This is a genomic window from Armatimonadota bacterium, from assembly GCA_035527535.1.
Taxonomy (GTDB): Bacteria; Armatimonadota; Hebobacteria.
The window spans coordinates 1-15,839 of record DATLAK010000172.1; the positions used below are offsets into that span (position 1 = coordinate 1).

The window sequence follows — 15,839 nt, forward strand, 5'->3', positions numbered from 1 at the left end:
AGTCGGTGGTGCGAGCGCGCGCCCGCGAAGCGCCGCGGCGCCCGCGGCTGCGCGAGGCGCTGACCGCGGCCTCGGGGGTGCTGCTGGCGGCGGGTCTGGCGTGCGCGCTGCTCGGCGGGCCGTCCCCGGTCTGCTACGGCCTCTACGCGGCGGCGATCAGCGCCGGGGGCTTCCACGTCGCGCGCGCGGGGTTGGTGGCGCTGCGCGGCGGCACCGTGGACATGAGCGTGCTCATGACCCTCGCCATCATCGGCGCCGCCGCGATCGGTGAATGGGCGGAAGGCGCGGCAGTCGTGTGCTTGTTCTCGCTCGGGAACACGCTGGAGTCGCAGGTCATGAAGCGCACCCGCCGCGCTATCGGCGCTCTGCTCGAGCTGGCGCCCGCACGGGCGCTGGTGCGACGCGACGGCGAGGAGGTCGTAGTCGCGGCGGAAGAGTTGGCGCGCGGCGATACCATCGTCGTCCGCCCGGGCGAGCGCATCGCCACCGACGGCGTGGTGGCGCGCGGCAATTCGCCGGTCAACCAGGCGCCGCTGACGGGCGAATCCATGCCTGTACCCAAGGGCCCCGGCGACCCGGTGTATGCGGGTACCATCAACGGCCTTGGCGCCCTCGAGGTCGAGGTGACCAGGACCGCCCAAGACAACACCCTGGCGTCCATCATCGAGCTCGTGGAGACGGCCCAGGCGCAGAAGGCGCCCTATCAGCGCGCGGTAGACCGGTTCGCACGCCACTACACGCCGGTGGTGGTGCTGGGGGCGCTGCTGACGGCGCTGGTGCCGCCGTTGGTCACCGGGCAGTCCTTCCTGCCGTGGATCTATCGCGGCCTGACGCTGCTTATCCTCTCCTGCCCCTGTGCGCTGGTGATCTCGACCCCGGTGGCGGTGGTGGCGGCGATCAACAGCGCCGCCCGCAGCGGCGTGCTGGTCAAGGGCGGAGCATACCTCGAGGCCCTGGGGCGGGTTCGCGCCATGGCGTTCGACAAGACCGGCACCCTCACCGGCGGCCGGCCGGAGGTGACCGACGTCATCCCCTGCGAGGGGGCGACTGTGGGCGAGGTGCTGGAGCTGGCGGCCGCAATCGAGGAGCAATCCGAGCACCCCATCGGGCGCGCCATCGTCACCCGCGCGCACCGCGATGGCATCTCCGTTCACGGCGGCCGCGAGTTCGCGGCGATCGTTGGCGCCGGGGCCACCGCGCTGGTGGATGGCAAGCACGCCTACGCCGGGAGCGCCGGCCTGTTCCGCGAGCGGGGGGCCCCCCTCAACCGCATAAGCCAGGACCTTGCTGACTTGGAGGCGTCCGGCAAGACGGTGGTGGTGGTCGGCTGGGAGCAGCAGGCGATCGGCGTCATCGGCCTTGCCGACCAGCCGCGGCCGGACGCCGAGGCGGCGATACGCAGCCTGCGCGAGTTAGGCATGGGCCCGCTGATGATGCTGACCGGGGACCACCACGGCACCGCCGAGGCGATCAGTCGGCGACTGGGCCTGGACGACTACCACGCCGCGCTCCTGCCCGCCGACAAGGTGCAGGTGATCGCGCAGCTCGAGGAAGAGTACGACGGCGTAGTTGCGGTCGGCGATGGCATCAACGACGCCCCGGCCCTGGCGGCGGCGACCGTGGGCGTAGCGATGGGCGCCACCGGCAGCGACGCGGCGCTGGAGAACGCGGACGTTGCGCTCATGGGCGACAACCTGGGGAAGCTGCCGTTCGCGATCAGACTGGCACGCGCCACGGTAGCCAACATCCGCCAGAACGTCGCCATCTCGCTGGCGGTGAAGGTCGGGCTGCTGGCGCTCGCGGCGCCGGGGCTGCTCACGCTGTGGCTGGCGGTGGTGGGCGACGTCGGGGTGTCATTGGTGGTCATCGCCAACGGCCTGCGGCTGCTGGCGGCCCGGCGGTGAGACGGCGATGGTGAGGTGAGGGCAAGGCCATGCTCCTGATCGCCGATAGCATGCTCGGCAAGCTGGCCAAGCGCCTGCGCATGTTGGGGTTCGACGTCGGGTACGAGGCCTGGGTAGATGATCGCGAGCTGGTGCGGCGGGCGCGAGCCGAGGGGCGAGTGCTGCTCACGCGCGACACGCAGCTGCTGCGGCGGCGTGACCTGCCGCCCCACGTCTTCATCCACAGCGACCACGTGGGCGAGCAACTGGCGCAGGTCGTGAGCGCGCTGGAGCTCAGGCTCGACCGCGGCGCGGCATTCACGCGCTGCATCGTGTGCAACGGCGAGCTGGCGTCCGCGCCCAAGGAGTCGGTGCGCGGCCAAGTCCCGCCGTACGTCTTTCGGACTCAGGATCGGTTCGCGCGCTGCCATGGATGCAGCCGCATCTACTGGCGGGGCACGCACTGGCAGGGCATGGAGCGCGGGCTCGCCGAGATGGGTGTCGAGTAGCCCGCGTCGCGCGCGGTCGGCAGGTCGTTTGCGGATAGACGTAGTGACGCATGGCGGGTGCGCCCGTAGAGGAGGTGGGGTGTTGGTGTCGAGCAACGACGGCGAAGCAGGGACAGGGCGAAGGCACGAGCCGAATCCGGAGCTGCTGCTTGCCCTGTGGGAGCACCTGCCGCACCGCGTTATCGTCCTCGACGGCGAGGGCCGCATTCGCAGGATCAGCCCCGCGCTGGCGAACCACATCGGCGCCGGCGAGCCGGAGCTGGTGGGGCGCGCCATGGCCGAGATTTCGCGTGACCCGGCGGGGCGAGCGTGGCCCCCTGCGGGGGTCACCAACCCGTGGTGGAAAGGCCAACTGATCGAGCTGGCGGCGGCCGATCGCGCCGGCACGTTCATGCGGGTGACGGAGGCCTCCACGCTGCAGACCGCAAGCGCCTGCTACCAGGTGATTCAGTTGAGCCCGGTGGGGGAGTGGAGCTCGGACCGCGGGTTCCGCCAGCGCGAGTTGGAGGCCATCGCCGCGTTGTCCTCCGCCGTGTGCGAGCCGCGCGACCCGGACTCCATTCTGCAGGTCGCCCTCGATCGGGCGATTGGGTTGCTCGACATGGACCTGGGAATGGTTGGCCTGGTTGACGGCGATCAGGAAACGGTGAGGGTTGTCGCCCGCCGCCAGATCGCTGCCGACGCACTCGGCGATACAGTGACCTTCGGCTCGGGCGCCGAGATCATAAGCGCCGCGGTTCTCACCGGTCACCCGCTGCTGATACCCGACTTGCAGGATACCGAGCTCGACACCCCCATCAGGCGGCTTGGGTGTCGCGGGGTTGCGGCGGCGCCCATCGTCCTGCGCGGCGAGACAGTGGGGGCCATGGTGCTGGGGTCGCTGCGCCCAAAGGAATTCAGCCGTCGGGCCGACGATCTCCTGCGCATCATCGGCTTGCAGATCACGATCGCCGTGGATCACGCGCGGTTGCTGCGCCAGGAGGCGCTGCGCGCGCGGCAGCTGGAAGCCAACGTGCAGGAGCTCCACCACCGCGTCAAGAATAACCTGGAAACCCTGTCGGCGGTGCTCGAGTTGGCGCGCGGTATCGAGGGTGCGCAGGACCTGGTTGACCGCTTGCTCGAGCGCGTGGAGACCATGGCGGCCGTGCACAGCCTGATGCATGAGGGCACACTGGGCGAGAAAGTGGACGCGGCCGAGCTGGTTACTCAGGTAGCGACGCTGGTGGGTGACAGCTGCGGCCATCTCGGGCAGCGGGTGACGGTCACCGTCAACGCCGACGAATCCAGCCTGCCGGCGCGGGCCGCGACTTCGTTGGCCTTGATCACCAGCGAGCTGGTCAGCAACGCGCTCCGCCACGGCTACGGGCAGGGGGGCGGCGAGGTGCGGGTGCGGCTGAAGCGCAGCGGGGAGAAGGTGTGCCTGGTGGTAGCGGACGACGGCAGCGGGATGGATGAGGACGCCGCCCCCGCCAGCAGCTCGATGGGGCTGCACATCGTCCGCGCGCTGGTCGAACACACCCTGGGCGGGACCTTGACCATCCGCCGCCGGGAGCCCACCAAGGTCTCGGTTCGATTCACGGTCGCGCCCGAGGACGGCGGCGCGCAGGAACCGAAGGCCGCCCCCGACTCGAGCCCCCACACCGCCGCCCCCGGCACGTCGTCAGTCGCACCGGGCCGCGCCTAGCGAAACACCATCGCCGCGAATGATACCATTGACTGCGCCGGCCGCTCCAGCGCCTGCTCGTAGCGCAGCAGGCGCCCGGCTCGGGCGCCGGTTACACGCAGCAAGGCGTAGATCGGCGGCACTCCACAGACGTTGCGCGCGCCCGTTTCCTCGCGTGCGGCGCGGCACAGACCATCGGCATCCACCTCTTCGGCGCAGGCCAGGAGCCGGCGATCCCCGCGTTCCGCGGCCTCCAGCGCGCCCGAGGTCAACACCCCGCGGTCGCCGAACCGCTGCCCGATGTGACTCAGGTCGGCCCCGGCGATGAGGCATGCGTCGGGTGCGTGCTGCTGCAGCACCGCTCGCAGCGCCGTCAGGAACCCCTCGGCCTGCGGGTCCTCCCGCGGCGACGGGGCCCGCACCGGCGCGCACAGGATGGGAATCATCGGCGGCATGCGTTCGGCCCCCAGGGCGTACTGCGCGAATACCACCTGGAACTCGACGGAGTGCTCGCCGCGGTGGCTAAGCTCGTCGCGATAGAGCTCCCTGGCTGGAGGCCAGCGCTGCTCCAGGGCATCCATTATCCGGGCATCGGTGCGCACCAAGCCGAAGGGGGTGGCGAAGTCCTTGCGCGTGAGCACGTAGGGTGAGGCAGGCGCGCTGTGGGCGGTGCCGAAGATGACCAACAGCCCCGGCGCCGGAGCCGCGGATTCGGCCAGGTGGCGATAGGCGTGGGCATAGCACGGCCCACCGCGTGCGAAGTCAATATGCGGGGCCATCAGGGCCGCCGGCCGGGTCGCCCGGTCCTCGTCGGCCACGGGATTGTTGATCCCGGCGACCGCGAAGTAGCTGCGGAGTTGCTCGCGCAGGAGTCCGGCATCCGCGGGGTAGGCCTTGCCGGCGTGTGACGCGGGCCGCACGGTCAGCCGCGCGAACTCCTCCCGCTGCTCCCGCGCGAAGCGCTCGAGCGTGTCCCCCTCCAGCAGCAGGTTCGCGTCAAGCTCGCGCACGATGCGCTCGAGCTGATCCGACAACAGCAGCTGCCCGGAGGCGCGAGCGTATTCCACCTGCACCTCGCGCAGGGTGTGGGTGCCGTCGAGCAGTGTCAGCAGGAAGCAGATCTCGGGCGCGACCGCGACCGTGCGCTCGGATAGACCGCCAGCGTCGCGCAAGACGATCACCCGGCGACCGCCGCGCAGCGAGGGGAAAGCCTCTACCGGCCTGAGCTTGGGACGTTGGTCGGACATAACGGCGTCCGGCTCTTGTTCGGCGCGGCAACCGACCATCCCTCCTGATGCGTCCAGGAGCTCCCGTCGCGCAGGGATTCGCCCCGCGCGGCGCGAAGATGAATCGCGGTCCCAGGGGCGGCCCCTTCGACAGGCCCGGGGTAGGGGAGAACTGCCATGCGCATAACCAAGGATCGCCTGGAGGTCAAGCCGACCTTCGAGGGTAAGGACAGCGCATCCGGCTGGCTGCAAATCGTCCTCAAGGGGCTTGACCTTGATGGCGTGACCCGGCTGGTGATTGACCTGGCTGATTTGGAGGGACTCCGCGAACGGCAGCATGGCGCGGACGACCTCTTCCAGCGTCTGCGGGACCGCCTCGGCGGCGATAGGTCCGAGTGAGGTCGCGGCGTAAGGGAGAATGCGCCCGTTGGCAGATTGACCCCACACGACAATGGGCGCGGGGAGACGGAGATGCATAAGCTGGTTGCTCTGGGTCTAGCGGTGATATGCCTGGCGGCGGCGATGGCGGCGTCCGCCGTCGCGGCGGACTACGATGCGGCCACGGTGGGACGGCAAGCGGACGGCCGGGTGGTCGTGCCGACCAACCAGGTGCTCGACCCCGCCGGGTTGCAGGTCGAGTTTCCGGGGCGGCCGACGGACCTGGCGCTGAGCCCGGACGGGCGCCTGTTGGCGGTCCTCAACAGCAAGGACCTGGTGCTGATACGCGTTCGCGACCGGGCGGTCATGCAGACCCTGCCGCTGCCGTCGGGGGGCCATGGGTTTGGCGGGATTGTGTGGTCGCCCGATGGCCGTTCGATTTTCACCTCCGCCTCCGAGGCGCAAGTCAATCGCGCGACCTTCGCGGCCGGGGTGGCAACCTTCGGCCCGCCAATCGCGCTGCCGGGGCCGGGCCCCAGCGGCTATTCGGCGCCAGGGGGGCTGGCGCTCAGCGCCGACGGCGCGACTCTCTACGTCTGCCTGAGTCGCAATAACACCCTGGGCGTAGTGGACCTCGCCAGCGGCAAGCTCACGGCCCAGATCCCGGTGGGGGTCGCGCCCTACGGAGTGACGCTGGCGGGCGGGATCGCGTACGTGACCAACTGGGGCGGGCGTCGTCCCGCGACGGGCGAGCCGAGCGCCCAGACCTCCGGCACGCCGGTGTTGATTGATCCGAAGACCGGCGCCACGAGCAGCGGCACGGTGTCGGTGGTGGATTTGGCGCGCGGCGAGGAGCTGACGCAAGTCGAGGTCGGCCTGCACCCGTGCGGGCTTGCGCTCAATCGGGATGCGAGCCGCCTGTTCGTGGCCAATGCCAACAGCGACACCGTGTCGGTCATAGATACCTCGGCGCGGACGGTGGTCGAGATGATCGCGCTCGCGCCCGCCGAAGCGCTGCCCTTCGGCAGCGCACCCAATGCGGTTGCCCTGAGCCCGGATGAGCGCACGCTCTACGTCGCCAACGGGGGTAATAACGCGGTGGGAGTGGTGGAGCTCGGCGCGCCGGCCGGCGGCCCGGAAGCGCTGCGCGCCAGCCGCGTCGCCGGTTTCATCCCCGTCGGGTGGTATCCCGGAGCCGTGCGGGTGAGCGCCGACGGCAAGCTGTTCGTCGCCAACGTCAAGGGCGTGGGGTCGCTGACCCCGGTGATCGCCGCCGACCGAATGCTGCCCTCCCCCGGCGCGCAGGCGCGGGACGGCGGTTCCGAGGCGCGGTTGGCGCGCAGCGTATACGACGCGCGAGGTTCGGTTTCCGTCATTCCGGCGCCCGACCAGGCCGACTTGGCGGGATACACCGAGCGCGTCGCTCGCGCAAACAGGCTGTCGCCGGGGCAGGCGCTCGCAAGCCTGCCGGCGAGCGGGCCGGCGACAGCGGTGCCGGTGCCGGTGCGCCCCGGCGAGCGCTCGGTCTTCAAGCACGTCATCTACATCATCAAGGAGAACCGCACCTACGACCAGGTGCTGGGCGACATGCCGCAGGGCGACGGCGAGCCGTCGCTGGTGCACTTCGGCGAGGAGGTGACACCCAACCACCACAAGTTGGCGCGGGAGTTCGTCCTGCTGGACAACTTCTACTGCAGCGGGGTGCTGAGCGCCGACGGGCATCAGTGGACCGACGAAGCCTACGTCACCGACTACATCGAGAAATCCTTCGGCGGGTTCCGGCGCAGCTATCCCTATAACGGCGGCGATGCCCTGGCCTACGCGAGCTCGGGATTCCTGTGGGACAACGCGCTGGCGCACGGCTTGACCTTCCGCGACTACGGCGAGTTCGTGCAGGCGGAGATTGACCCGCCCACCGCAAGCTGGACCGACATCTACGCGGACTATCTGGCGGGGGACGCCCGCGAGCCGAAGGTCAAGATCCGCGCGCGGCCGGGGGTGGCGACCTTGGAGCCATATCTATGCCCGACCTACATCGGCTTCCCCGGCAAGGTGCAGGATGTCTATCGCGCGCGGGAGTTCATCAAGGAGCTGCGTGAGTTCGAGGCCACCGGCGAGCTGCCGAACCTCATCATGATGCTGCTGCCGAACGACCACACCAGCGGCCTGCAGCCGGGCTTGCCCACCCCGCGCGCGATGGTGGCCGACAATGACCTGGCGCTGGGGCGCATCGTCGAGGCGGTGTCGCACAGCCGCTTCTGGCCGCAGACGTGCATCTTCGTGGTCGAGGACGACCCCCAGGCAGGCCTCGACCACGTGGACGGCCATCGCACCGTCGCCTTTGTCATCAGCCCCTACACCAAGCGCGGCGCGGTGGACCGCACCAACTACAACCAGACCAGCATGGTGCGCACCATCGAGCTCATTCTCGGCCTGCCGCCGATGAACCAGTTCGACCTGTCGGCGACGCCGATGGCGTCTTGCTTCACCGAGCGGGCCGATTTCGCGCCCTACACCGCCGTGCCCAACCGCATCCCCTTGGACGAGCTGAACCCCCCGCTCAACGCCCTCTCCGGGGTGCAGCGCTACTGGGCGTTGAGGTCGCTGGCGCTGCCACTCGACGACGTGGATAAGGCCGACGAGGACACCCTCAACCGCATCCTCTGGCACTCGGTGAAGGGATACGAGACGCCTTACCCGCGGCTGGCGGCGGTCGAGGCGCCCTGAGTCGAGCGCCGGGTTGCGGCGGCGAAAGGGACGGCGCTCTCAAGCGCGGAATAGGCCCTCCATCTCCTTTCTCGAGGTGGACCACACATGGATGATTTATGCTTTCAGGACGGGCAGAAGGTGCTTTTCATCGGCGACAGCATCACCGACTGCGGCCGCCGCGACACGGCGCCGCCGCTGGGTCAGGGCTACGTCAAGTTTCTGCACGACCTCATCGTCGGCGGTTGGCCCGAGCGCAAGCTGACCTGGGTCAACCAGGGGATAGGCGGCAACACTATCCTTGACTTGCAGGGGCGCTGGGAGCAGGATATTATCGGGGAGACGCCGGATTGGCTCTGCGTCAAGGTCGGCATCAATGACCTGCATCGCCACCTCGCGGGCGTGCCCGAGGGCGTCCCGCCGGGCCGCTTTCGCCAAGCCTACGAGGATATTCTGACCCAGGCTGCGACCAAGATCGAGCCGCGGCTGATCCTGATCACACCCTTCTACATCAGCGTTGACCGCGATGGGGAGTCGCCGCAGTCGGCGGTGCTCGAGCTGCTGCCGGAATACCTGGGGGTGGTGGAGGAGATGGGGGCGAAGTACGGTGCGCGGCTGGTGCGCCTGCAGCCGATGTTCGAGCGGCAACTGCGCTACCGCCCGGCGGCAACCTTCTGCCCGGAGCCGGTGCATCCCAACGCCACCGGGCATCTGCTCATCGCACAGGAGGTGCTGCGGGTACTCTGCGCGTGAGGAAGCGCGAGGCGGGCCGATGCGGTGCCCATATGCGGGCGGCGGGTCATAACCCGTCTTCGTGGTTGGAGACCACCGCGGGCCTGAGCCCCGGCAGGGCGTCGGCGAGGAGCACGCTCAGGTATGCGTGCAGGAAGGCAATGGTGGATTCCGCGCCCTGATTCCAATTGACGCCTTCCTCGATCAGGGCGTCGGCGCAGCCACCGGTGGCGGGATCGTAAAGCGCCACGCCGGTGGCGTTACGTCCCAGGAACCAGTCCAGCCCCATGATCGCCCACTGGCGGTAGCGATCTTCGCTGGTCGCCCGCCACGCCGCCAGGCAGCAGTCAACGAAGGAGGCGGCATCCACCGGCTGCTGGTCGAAACGCGCGCGCTCACGGCCGCGCACCCACCAGCCGTGATTGCCCACCAGGTCGAGATAGCCGTTGGCGGCGGTGGTCTGGTGGAGAAAATCAAGCGATTCCCGCGCCACCGCGAGCCACGATTCCTCCCCCAGCAACTCGTAGGCCAGGAAGAGCGCCGCCGGCAATGCGGCATTGGTATAGCACAGGATGCTCTCGAACCAGCGCCAGTCGGGCCCGCTCTGGTGATCGTAGGCTCGCAGATAGAAGTCGCAGATGTGGCGAACCGTCTTCTCGACATGGCGCACCGTGCCGTCGGCGCGCGCGAGGTAGTAGAGGGCGTGCATCAGGTGAGCGGAGCCGCGCAGGGAGTCGAGACGGTCGAACCACGGCTGGGCGCGGCTCAGGATATCGCGCGCGCTGCGCTTGATGTTCTCGTGAACCGGAGCATAAATGGTGTAGGCGCAGGCGGCGACGGCGCGGCCAAAGCAATCATGCGAGCCCTCGTCGTCCAGGAAGCTCTGCTCGTAGGACATGAAGTTGTGGAACTTGCCGTCCGGGCGCTGGGCGTAGTGCAGGAAGGACAGATAGGTGGCGGTGAGATGCGAGCTGGCACGCCCCTGCGCCACCTGGTGATGCTGGAGCGCAACCATGAGCGCCCGGGCGTTGTCGTCGGTGGTGTAGCCGGTCTTGCGGTTGGGGATGGAGAAGATGGCGTGCTGGATGATGCCTGTGGTGTCGGTAAGGGTAAGCAGGTGATCGAGATTGAGCGGTGGATAGTCAACCACGGCGCGCTATTTCCTCCCATCGGCGGCCAGCGGCAGGACCGAGGCCGGGGACGTCTGCGCGGCGCCGTAGGTCGCGGGCGCGCGGCCCGCCCCGCGGACCGCGGGCGCGGCCACCATCTCGCGGAAGTAAGCCACGTGCTCGGCGCCGACGTGATCCCACAGCAGGCGGCGGCCGAAGTCGAGTGTGCGCGCCGTCATGAGCGCGCGTAGGGTGGGGGATTCCAGCAACAGGTTGATGCACTCGGCGATGCCCGTGGGGTCGCGAAAGTCCACGATCATGCCCCGGCCGTTGCCCAGCGTCTCGAAGGCGTACAGGTAGGGCGTACTGATGATGGGCAGCCCCGCCGCCACCGCGTAGCACAGCGCCCCACTCACCATCTGCTCGGGGTTGAGGTAGGGCGTAACATAGATGTCCGTCGCCTCCAGGTACGAGATGAGCTGGGGCTTGGTTAGATAGCGATTGTCGAACAGGATGTGCCCCTGCATCCCCAACTCGGCGCTGGTGCGCTCCAACATCTCGCGGTAGCTCTCCCCCGAGTGGCGGCGCACCCCGGGGTGGGTCTCGCCCAGGATGAGATACAGTGCGTCGGGGTGGCGCTCGACTACCGCCGGCATGGCCTGGATGACGTACTCGATGCCCTTGCCGGGGCTGATGAGCCCGAAGGTGGAGATGACCTTGCGCCCGATGAGCTTGAGCCGCGCCTTCTTCCTGCGTGCCAGATGTGGGCTGAACTTGGGCGCGCCGTGGTGGATGTGGCGAATCTTGTTGGCGGGCACGCCGTAGGTTTCCTGCAGCACGTGGGCGGCGATGCTGTTCATCACCACCACCGAGTGGCACAGGCGGCACAGCTCCTGGGTGATCTCCTTCGGCTCGGGGGCGGGGCGGCGCAGCACCGTGTGCAGGGTCGCCACCGCCGGCTTATGCAGCGCCTCCAGAAACGGGATCACATGGTAGCCCCAGGCGCCGCCGAAGATGCCGAACTCGTGTTGGATGCAGACCAGGTCCACCGCCGAGCGGTTGACGTACTCCGCCGCCCGCAGGTAGTCGGCGGCGTTGTCGCGCGAGATCGCCAGCTTCACGTGCGATGGATAGCTGGGCGCGGATTCGTCGGGGCTGACCGCGATCACCACCGAGTGCGGCAGCGCGTGCTGGCGGTTCACCGCGCGCGTGAGGTCCTCGGTGAAGGTGGCGATGCCGCACTCGGTGGGGGGAAACGTCGCCATGTACGCCACCCGGGGGCCGGCTCCGGTACGCAGGCCACCCTTGGAAAGGCGGCTCGCTCCGATCATGCTCTGGCTCCTTTCTGCAGAGGCCGCGCCGGCCCGCTCCGGAGGCGCCGCGCCGCCGAACGAGCGGCGGGGGGACGCCGCTAGTCCTGAGGTAGCTTCACCGTCGGATACTCGGAGAGCTTCCCGTAGACGATCTCCTTCTCCCGCGCCAAGCCCGCGGGCGTCGCGGCCTCGAAGCGCAGCGTCAGGTACGGGTTGGTGTTCGACGCCCGCACCAGCGCCCAGCCGTCGGGAAAGGAGATGCGCACCCCGTCAATCTCGAGCACGGGGTAGTGCTGCTGGAAGTGCTCCTTGACCTCCTGCACCACACGAAACTTGTCGGCCTCCGGCGTCGGCGCCTTGAGCTCCGGCGTATGGTAGGTCTTGGGCACGCCCTCCCAGTGCTGAGACAGCGGCCGCGGGTCCTGGGAGATGACGTTCAGGAATCGCACCGCCGAGTAGAGGCCGTCATCGAACCCGTAGTAATCGTCGGCGAAGAACATGTGCCCGCTCACCTCGCCCGCCATGAGGATCCCGTCCTCCTTCATCTTGCGCTTGATGAGCGAATGTCCTGTCTTGTACATCACCGGTTCGCCGCCGTGAGCGCGGATATCATCCACCAGCGTCTGCGAACTCTTCACATCCATCATCACCCGCTCGCCGGGATGACGCGCCAGGAAGTCCCGGGCGATGAGGATCATCAGCTCATCCGCTTCGTGCCGCCGTCCCTGCTCGTCCACCACCCCGAGACGGTCGCAGTCCCCGTCGAAGGCGACCCCGAGATCGGCCTCTTCGGCTACCACCAGTTGCTTGAGGTCCTCGACCGTCGCTTCGTTCTCCGGATCCGGCAGATGGTGCGGGAATGTGCCGTCCGAGACGCAGTAAAGCTCGACTACCTCGCAGCCGATGCGGCGCAGCACCTCCGGGGCGAAGGGGCTGGCCGTGCCGTTGCCGCAGTCCACGCATACCTTGAGCTTGCGGTGCAGGTTGCCGAGCCGCACCAGCGCCGACGTATAGTCGTCCGCCACCGACTGCTGGGTCAGCTCGCCCTTGCCCACGGCGAAAACGCCCCGCTCCGCGATCTCCCGTACCGCCTGGATCTCATCCTCGGCGATGGCGCGCGCCGCGCGCCCGGTCAGCTTGAGGCCGTTATACGCGATCGGATTGTGGCTGCCGGTGACGTTGACCCCTCCATCCACGCCCAGGTGGTGCACCGCAAAATAGAGCATGGGCGAGGTCGTCAGCCCCACGTCCACCACGCGACAGCCGGTGGCAAGCGCCCCCGCGATGAACGCGCGATGCAGGGCCGGTGAGGAGGTCCGATTGTCGTGGCCCACCGCCAGCCGCGGCCCCTCCTTGCTCTGCAGGTACGTGCCGAACGCCTTGCCGATGACCTCCACCGCCTCCGGGGTCAGCTCGTCAGCGACCTTGCCGCGGATGTCATAGGCGCGAAACATCTCCTGGTTGAGAACGGGCATCTGCAAGTGCTCCGAGGGCAGTGATCTCCCTAGGTCGCGCGCGCGGCCGCTTGCTCCTGCCCGGCCCGGGCTTCGCCGACCAACCGCGCTCCCGCGGGGATGATGACATCGCTTCCAACGACCGAGCGCTCGACCGTCGCCTCGGCGCCCACCGCAGCGTGGCTCCACAAGACGCTGTCGGCCACCGCCGCGCCCTCGCCGACGCGCACCCCATCGCCCAGTACGGCATGGGGCCCGACGCGCGCCCGCGCGGCGATCACGCAGCCCGCGCCCATCAGCACCGGCGGCGTAATCCGCGCCTCCGGCGATATCTCCGTCTCGGCGCCGACCCACGCTCCGCATTCGACCTGCCGCCCCGTCTCGCGGCACTCCAGCTTCCCGGTGAGCATATCGCGATGGGCCTGGAGGTACTTCTCCGCGGTGCCGATGTCCAGCCAGTAAGAGCTGTCGCGGTACCCGTGCATGTGCATGGCGCGCGCCAGCGCCTGCGGGTAGAAGTCCCTTTCGATGGAGAAGCGCGTCCCCGCCGGCATCTCCGCCAGCGCTTGCGGCTCGAAGATGTAAGTGCCGGCGTTGATATAGTGAGTCGCCACCTCGTCGGGTGCGGGCTTCTCGCGGAAGCGCACGATGCGCCCGCACGCATCGGTTTCGATCACCCCGTAGGCCGTGGGATCCTCAACCCAGGTCAGGGAAATGCTTACCGACGCGCCACTGCGCCGATGGTGACGCGCCATTTCCCGCAGGTCGAGACCGGTCAGAATGTCCCCGTTGAAAACGAAAAACGCGTCGCCCAACAGAGGCTCGGCGTTCTTGATCGCGCCCCCGGTGCCCAGCGGTTCCTCTTCGACCACGTATTCGAGCTTGACGCCGTGGCCGGCCCCGGACTTGAAGTGCTCTCGGATCGCGTGTGGCAGGTAGCCGGTGGTGAGGACGATATCGCGAATATCGTGGCTGCGCAGCCACTCAATCATGTGTTCGAGAAACGGCCGATTCAGTATCGGCACCATCGGCTTTGGTATGTTGAGAGTGAGGGGGTACAGCCGCGTGCTCTTTCCTCCCGCGAGGATCAGCCCTTTCATCTCGCCTCCCGCTCGAGCACGTGACGCGGCGTAGGCGCATCATCCGCGGTCACGGAACCGTGGTGCGCGGCGCACGGTGGGAGCACCGGCAGTCACGCGCGTGGAAGCAGTCAAATACAGTGCGGCGACGCAACGCCCGCGGGCGGCCACGCCCGGCCCGCCGCCACAGTCACGGCCTGTATCGTCCGGGCTAATGATAGCCGAGCGCGGCGAGTGGTGTCAACACAGGAGGGCGGCGGCTTGTCACGCCATCGTCACAAGACCCGCCTTCGATATCAGGTAAGCGAGCGCATACCGCCGGGAAGCTGGAGGATTTCGCGCCCGCAACGGGAATGCATTGGGAAGAGCCAACCGTGCTGGAGGACCCCGTGACCAGGAATGAGGAGCTCATCGCCAAGGAGCAGCGCGTACTTGCCATGTTGCAGCGCGAGGCCCTGGATGGACTGCTGCTGTCGAAGACCGGCAACTTCGCGTGGATGACGTGCGGCGGCGGCAACTACGTCGCCGTCAACGCGGACACTGGCGTCGCTCACGCGCTGGTGACGGGCGATGGCAAGTGGATCATCTGCGACAACATCGAGGCGCGCCGGGTGACGGAGGAGGAAGTCGGGGGCCTCGGGTTCGCATCGGAATCCTGGCAGTGGCATGAGGACGGCCTGACCCGCGCGCTCGAGCGCGTGGCGCCGGGGGCGCGTCTCGCTTCCGACACCGGCCGCAGCGCCACCCGCAACGTGGACGCGCTCGTGGCGCCGTTGCGCGCCAGCCTCTTGCCGGCGGAGATCGAGCGTTATCGGCGCTTGGGCGCGTTGACTGCCGAGGCGATGACCGAGGCCTGCCGCCGGGTGCGGCCAGGCATGACCGAACATCAGGCCGCCGGCATCCTCGGCGGAGAGATGCTGGCGCGGGGCGTTTACCCGGTCGTGCTGCTGATCGCCGCCGACGAACGGGCCTTCGACCATCGCCACCCGCTGCCGACCGACAAGGAAGTCAGGGACCACGTCATGCTCGTGACCTGCGGATGCCGGTGGGGCTTGATCGCCTCGATCACGCGGCTCGTGCACTTCGGCCGCTTGCCGGCGGAGTTGCGGCGCAAGCACGACGCGGTGACGATGGTTGACGCGACCTTGATTGCCAACACCAGACCGGGAGCGCACGTCGGTGACATCTTCGACGCCGCACTGGCGGCGTATGCTGCCGCTGGCTTCCCCGATGAATGGCGCCTCCATCACCAGGGCGGCCCCACCGGCTATGTGGGGCGCGAGTTTCGCGCCACCTCCGCCAGCGACCTCACCGTTGTTGACCATCAGGCCTTCGCGTGGAACCCCTCGATTGCCGGCACCAAGTCCGAGGATACCATCATTGCATCGGCTGACGGCCCCGAGGTGATTACTCTCACCCCCCGATTACCGACGGTTGACGTCGAAGTCGGCGGCGCGGTCATAGCGCGGGCCGACATCGTCGCCGGCTGACGAGCAAGGCGGCCTGCATTCGCGGATCGTGCCCCGAAGCATCGGGGCGCGCCCAAGGTATCTGTCGCCCTGCCACTTCGCTAATAGCGGCGGTGCATGATCCGCGCCTGAAGATGCCAGCGCCCTGTTGATCCCACTGTTGATCCCCGTTACGCTGGAGGAAGGTGGGGACGACGTCAAGTCAGCATGCCCCTTACGTCCTGGGCTACACACATGCTACAATGGGCGGTACAAAGGGCTGCGAGACCGCGAGGTGGAGCCAATCCCAAAAAGCCGTCCTCAGTTCGGATCGAAGTC

The 15,839-nt window shown here is 68.5% G+C and carries 12 protein-coding genes and 1 rRNA gene; 8 read left to right on the plus strand and 5 right to left on the minus strand.

Features of this window, described 5'->3' with window-relative positions:
• From VM221_12305 to VM221_12315, 3 genes are all read left to right on the plus strand, one after another.
• The coding region (locus VM221_12305; protein HUT75602.1) for a heavy metal translocating P-type ATPase at nt 1-1,904 on the plus strand (1,904 nt) is incomplete at its 5' end.
• A 29-nt stretch (nt 1,905-1,933) separates the two neighbouring features.
• Nucleotides 1,934-2,392 carry a Mut7-C RNAse domain-containing protein gene (locus VM221_12310; GenBank protein HUT75603.1) on the plus strand — a complete coding sequence of 153 codons (459 nt, stop codon included), beginning with the start codon at nt 1,934-1,936 and terminating at the stop codon, nt 2,390-2,392.
• An 85-nt stretch (nt 2,393-2,477) separates the two neighbouring features.
• Complete coding sequence (locus VM221_12315) at nt 2,478-4,076, plus strand: GAF domain-containing protein (GenBank protein HUT75604.1); 1,599 nt, start codon at nt 2,478-2,480, stop codon at nt 4,074-4,076.
• On the opposite strand, the gene amrB is transcribed toward VM221_12315, so the two are convergent.
• Nucleotides 4,073-5,302 (minus strand): AmmeMemoRadiSam system protein B, encoded by a 1,230-nt coding sequence (amrB, locus tag VM221_12320; GenBank protein HUT75605.1) that lies wholly within the window; start codon nt 5,300-5,302, stop codon nt 4,073-4,075. The genes VM221_12315 and amrB overlap by 4 nt on opposite strands.
• 156 nt (nt 5,303-5,458) lie before the next feature.
• On the opposite strand from amrB, the gene VM221_12325 reads away from it, so the two are divergent.
• From VM221_12325 to VM221_12335, 3 genes are all read left to right on the plus strand, one after another.
• Nucleotides 5,459-5,680 carry a hypothetical protein gene (locus VM221_12325; GenBank protein HUT75606.1) on the plus strand — a complete coding sequence of 74 codons (222 nt, stop codon included), beginning with the start codon at nt 5,459-5,461 and terminating at the stop codon, nt 5,678-5,680.
• Nucleotides 5,681-5,752: 72 nt separating this feature from the next.
• Nucleotides 5,753-8,386, plus strand: coding sequence for an alkaline phosphatase family protein (locus VM221_12330; GenBank protein HUT75607.1), 2,634 nt, complete (start codon nt 5,753-5,755; stop codon nt 8,384-8,386).
• Between the two features lie 87 nt (nt 8,387-8,473).
• Nucleotides 8,474-9,118 (plus strand): SGNH/GDSL hydrolase family protein, encoded by a 645-nt coding sequence (locus VM221_12335; protein ID HUT75608.1) that lies wholly within the window; start codon nt 8,474-8,476, stop codon nt 9,116-9,118.
• A 46-nt stretch (nt 9,119-9,164) separates the two neighbouring features.
• Here VM221_12335 and VM221_12340 read toward each other — a convergent pair whose 3' ends face one another.
• The 4 genes from VM221_12340 to VM221_12355 form a co-directional block, all read right to left on the minus strand.
• Nucleotides 9,165-10,247, minus strand: a complete 1,083-nt coding sequence (locus VM221_12340) for a glycosyltransferase (protein ID HUT75609.1) — start codon at nt 10,245-10,247, stop codon at nt 9,165-9,167.
• A gap of 6 nt (nt 10,248-10,253) precedes the next feature.
• Entirely contained in the window at nt 10,254-11,471 is a 1,218-nt protein-coding gene (locus VM221_12345; protein ID HUT75610.1) for a glycosyltransferase family 4 protein, read from the minus strand.
• Nucleotides 11,472-11,617: 146 nt separating this feature from the next.
• Complete coding sequence (locus VM221_12350; GenBank protein HUT75611.1) at nt 11,618-12,994, minus strand: phosphomannomutase/phosphoglucomutase; 1,377 nt, start codon at nt 12,992-12,994, stop codon at nt 11,618-11,620.
• Between the two features lie 29 nt (nt 12,995-13,023).
• Entirely contained in the window at nt 13,024-14,073 is a 1,050-nt protein-coding gene (locus VM221_12355) for an NDP-sugar synthase (protein ID HUT75612.1), read from the minus strand.
• Between the two features lie 368 nt (nt 14,074-14,441).
• Here VM221_12355 and VM221_12360 point away from each other — a divergent pair, with 368 nt between their 5' ends.
• The gene (locus tag VM221_12360; GenBank protein HUT75613.1) at nt 14,442-15,542 is read left to right on the plus strand and encodes a M24 family metallopeptidase; all 1,101 of its coding nucleotides are present in this window, start codon (nt 14,442-14,444) and stop codon (nt 15,540-15,542) included.
• 23 nt (nt 15,543-15,565) lie between these two features.
• Nucleotides 15,566-15,839: ribosomal RNA gene (locus tag VM221_12365) — 16S ribosomal RNA — on the plus strand; the annotation flags it as partial.

Excerpts from the sequence above, each read along its gene's own strand:
- VM221_12355 (HUT75612.1), bottom strand. The coding sequence starts at position 14,073 with ATGAAAGGGCTGATCCTCGCGGGAGGAAAGAGCACGCGGCTGTACCCC.
- VM221_12335 (HUT75608.1), top strand. The coding sequence starts at position 8,474 with ATGGATGATTTATGCTTTCAGGACGGGCAGAAGGTGCTTTTCATCGGC.
- VM221_12345 (HUT75610.1), bottom strand. The coding sequence starts at position 11,471 with ATGGCGACGTTTCCCCCCACCGAGTGCGGCATCGCCACCTTCACCGAG.
- VM221_12310 (HUT75603.1), top strand. The coding sequence starts at position 1,934 with ATGCTCCTGATCGCCGATAGCATGCTCGGCAAGCTGGCCAAGCGCCTG.
- VM221_12325 (HUT75606.1), top strand. The coding sequence starts at position 5,459 with ATGCGCATAACCAAGGATCGCCTGGAGGTCAAGCCGACCTTCGAGGGT.
- VM221_12330 (HUT75607.1), top strand. The coding sequence starts at position 5,753 with ATGCATAAGCTGGTTGCTCTGGGTCTAGCGGTGATATGCCTGGCGGCG.
- VM221_12350 (HUT75611.1), bottom strand. The coding sequence starts at position 12,994 with ATGCCCGTTCTCAACCAGGAGATGTTTCGCGCCTATGACATCCGCGGC.
- amrB (HUT75605.1), bottom strand. The coding sequence starts at position 5,302 with ATGTCCGACCAACGTCCCAAGCTCAGGCCGGTAGAGGCTTTCCCCTCG.